General features: G+C 50.3%; 3 protein-coding genes. All 3 read left to right on the top strand.

The genetic code is table 11. The features are described 5' to 3' along the window. Positions 1-75 precede the first annotated feature (75 nt). Positions 76-1017 carry an aldo/keto reductase gene (locus tag GXO76_02580; protein NOY76737.1) on the top strand — a complete coding sequence of 314 codons (942 nt, stop codon included), beginning with the start codon at positions 76-78 and terminating at the stop codon, positions 1015-1017. Between the two features lie 3 nt (positions 1018-1020). Then, positions 1021-2295 carry a 4-hydroxy-3-methylbut-2-enyl diphosphate reductase gene (locus GXO76_02575; protein NOY76736.1) on the top strand — a complete coding sequence of 425 codons (1275 nt, stop codon included), beginning with the start codon at positions 1021-1023 and terminating at the stop codon, positions 2293-2295. An 84-nt stretch (positions 2296-2379) separates the two neighbouring features. Continuing rightward, entirely contained in the window at positions 2380-3354 is a 975-nt protein-coding gene (locus GXO76_02570; GenBank protein ID NOY76735.1) for a hypothetical protein, read from the top strand. The last annotated feature ends 282 nt before the right edge of the window (positions 3355-3636 follow it).

The raw sequence follows: 3636 nt of genomic DNA, 5'->3' as shown, positions 1-3636 counted from the left end.
AACTGTTATGTTTTCATTTGTGTAATTTTATCTTCCATATTGAATTGTGGACTATTTTGGAATTGAGGAGAAAAAATGGATTATCGTCAACTGGGAACATCAGATCTAAAAATATCCGATATTGGCTTTGGAACCTGGGCAATTGGTGCCCGCGGATGGGGCAACGTGAATGACGAGGATTCCATTGCGGCCATTCGGCGGGCAATGGACCTGGAGATCAATTTTTTCGACACAGCCGATGTTTACGGCAGGGGGCATGCGGAAGACGTGCTGGCAAGGGCCCTGGGAAATCGCCGCAAAGAGGTGATTTTGGCCACCAAAGTGGGCAACCGCTGGTCATCGGACGGCAGCCGCGTGTGGGCAGATTTGAGTCCCGCTTACATCCGCCAGGCTGTGGAGGACAGTCTGCGCCGCCTGCAAACCGATGTGATTGATTTGTACCAGATTCACCGTCCCGATCCCAAAACGCCGGTGGCCGACACCATGGGTATCCTTCTGGATTTGGTCAAGGAAGGGAAAATCCGCTATATCGGCACGTCTAATCTTAATCCGGATCAGCTTCGGGAGTATTTATCCTACGGGCCGGTGGTATCCCTGCAACCCATTCTAAATCTTTTGGCTCGTCACACGGAAGTTCAGCTTCTGCCCTTGTGTCAGGAAAAAAATGTGGGCGTCGTGGTGTACAGTCCGATGGCAATGGGACTTCTAACAGGGAAATATGATCGTCCCGTTCAGTTTGCCCCTGGTGATTTTCGGGCTGCGAATTTTCTATTTCAGGGAAAAACATTTGAGCGGAATATTGCCATCGTCAATGCCCTGAAGGTATTTGCCGAAGAGCGGGGCTTTACCGTCGCTCAACTGGCGGTGGCGTGGGTACTGGCCCATCCGGCAGTAACTTCGGCCATCTGCGGGGCCAAACGTCCTGAGCAGATTGAAGAAACCGTCCGCGCATTCGAGTGGAAATTGAGTCACGAAGAATTGATTCAAATCGACAAAATTGTAACCCAGGGATATTAAACCATGTTATTTAAAACTGGAAACCCCAAGAGAATTTTTAAAATATTTCCGGAAAAGAAAACACAATGCCCGATAACGATCATTATTTACCGAAAAGGCCTGGGGGTGCGAGACGAGATCAGGGCCCAACTTCAGCGTGATTATTTCAGCGGTGTCGTGACGTATCTGAAAACCCACGGCCATCAGATTTCGGCAGAAGGATTGACCATTTTCCTGGCAAGGGAATTCGGATTCTGCTACGGTGTGGAACGCGCCGTGGACTACGCCTACCAGGCCCGCCAGAAGTTTCCCGACCGCCGGATCTTCTTGATCGGCGATATGATTCACAATCCCTTTGTAAACCGGCAGCTTCAGGAAATGGGCATCCAGATTTTACCGATTCCGAAAACAGAAAACGAGGATTATTCGTTTATCAAAGAAAAAGATGTGGTCGTGCTCCCCGCATTCGGAGTCCCCGTTCACACACTGGCACTTCTAAAGAAGAGGGGCTGCATTTTGGTGGACACCACCTGCGGGTCGGTGATTTCTGTTTGGAAGCGGGTAGAAAGCTACGTTCGGGACGGATTTACGGTGCTGGTCCACGGAAAATACGATCACGAAGAAACACGGGCAACCGTTTCGCACGCCAAAAACTATCTGGTGGTTTTGAATGAACAGGAGGTTGAACTTGTTTGCCGCTTCATCCGGACGGGTGCCGGACGGGACACTCTTTTAAGGCAATTTCAAAAAGCCGTTTCGCCCCATTTTGATCCGGATCGGGACCTGCAAAAAATCGGATTGGCCAACCAAACCACCATGCTCCGGGGAGAATCCCTGAAAATCGCCGAAAAGATTCGCCGGGCTCTGATCGACCGCTACGGCGAAGAAAGTTTGCCTGAGCATTTCCGCAATTTCGACACGGTTTGCAGCGCCACACAAGACCGCCAGGATGCCGTGGTAGAGCTGCTTTCGGATAAAAACATCGATTTGATGGTGGTCGTCGGCGGTTACAACAGCAGCAACACCGGTCATCTGGCGGAGATTGCCGCACAAAAGGTTCCCACATTTCATATTGAAAGCGCTGAAGAAATTCTGGACAGCGAACGCATCCGATGCCGGGATCCGATTTCCGGTACGCTGAAAACCGTTCAAAAGTGGCTGCCGTCCGGGCCCGTCAACATCGGACTGACTGCTGGCGCCTCCACCCCCAACAACATTTTAGGAGAGGTCATTGAGCGGCTCTTTTCAGTGAGAGGAATTTCCCTGAAAGAACGTGTCGCTCAGACCTCTAAAGAATAAGCGAAATAAAATTTTCACGCGTACATTTTCCTTGCATGGTGTTTCACGAATTTTTGAAAAATCATAATAGGAGGAATACTCCTTGTGGAATTAATAACTCGCTGGATTTCACTTCTTCTTTTAGGTGCGGTTTTGGCCGATATGCCTCTCGCTGTGGTTGGGGTTCATTCCCGGAACGAATTTAAACAATGGCAGGGCAAAGCGGATGTATTGCAATTGAAAGATGGACGCATTCTACCGGGGAAAATTGTGGAAATCAAAAAGAACGGTGTGGTATTTGATCCAAATAAGCTGAGCATTCTGGTCAATCCGCCGCCTAAATTTTATCCCTTTTCGGATATTCGGGAACTCGTTCGCAAAGACGGACGGATTGTGTACCCCAAAATGGTTCCTTCCGAAAAAGTCCGTCCTGTGTACACCCTCAGTGTGTTGGGAAGCCACTCTACGAAAGATAATTCCACCTATTTCCCCCTTGCTGTGGTAGGACAACGTTTGACCCAACGATCTGAACTTACCGTTACCTTCGCGAAATCCTTTAACGTGGACGAAGGTGTTGGGTGCTGTGATTGCGGGGGCGAAATACCGCCGTATTCCTATCGGGTGCACTACAGTACTTATCTGTGGGCGCTTGAGGCCAAGGGCTTTTTTGATCACGGGGGATTTGAGGCCGGGGTAACCGGATATTATCAGGAGCGCGGCTGGTGTGACGAGCGTTACCATTTGGGTTTTCCCTTGCTGCCCTACGCCGGTTTCTGGGGCGAACCCATCCGTCATGTTTCCGTTGGCATCAGATTTTTGCCTGTTCCTAGCCCGGCGGCTCTAATGTCTGGCGTAGCCTGGCAGTCCACTGACCGTTTTTCGCGGGTCTGGGTAGGGGTCATTTATTTTGGCGAGCGGGTACCTCGCGTGTCCGACTTGCGGCCATCGTTTCGGTTGCAGGTGCGCGTGCGAAAAAACTGGCTGGTGCATCTGCGCCTGTACCAGTTTAATCAGCCCTATTCTTCATCGACCCCGAGGTTTCTTTTCGTTGGAATAGGTCGGGTTTTTAATACGAAATAGTAGTCGGAATGGGGATTCCATTTACTCCGTAATGACAACACCAGGCCTGTCATTCCGAGTGGAGCAACAGCGGAACGAGGAATCCCCTGCAAAGAACATTGAGAGATTCCTCGCTGCGCTCAGAATGACAGGCTTTCTGAGAAATGGGGATTCCATTTTCTTCGCAATGACAACACCAGAGCTGTCATTCCGAGTGGAGCACCAGCAGAACGAGGAATCCCTTGGGAAGAACGTTAGGAGATTCCTCGCTGCGCTCGGAATGACAGGCTTTCTGAGAATGGG

Source organism: Calditrichota bacterium (assembly GCA_013151735.1).
Taxonomy (GTDB): domain Bacteria; phylum Zhuqueibacterota; class JdFR-76; order JdFR-76; family BMS3Abin05; genus BMS3Abin05.
This window is presented reverse-complemented; position numbering and strand designations above follow the sequence as displayed.

Coding starts and splice junctions, on each gene's coding strand:
- GXO76_02580 (NOY76737.1), top strand. CDS start 76: ATGGATTATCGTCAACTGGGAACATCAGATCTAAAAATATCCGATATT.
- GXO76_02575 (NOY76736.1), top strand. CDS start 1,021: ATGTTATTTAAAACTGGAAACCCCAAGAGAATTTTTAAAATATTTCCG.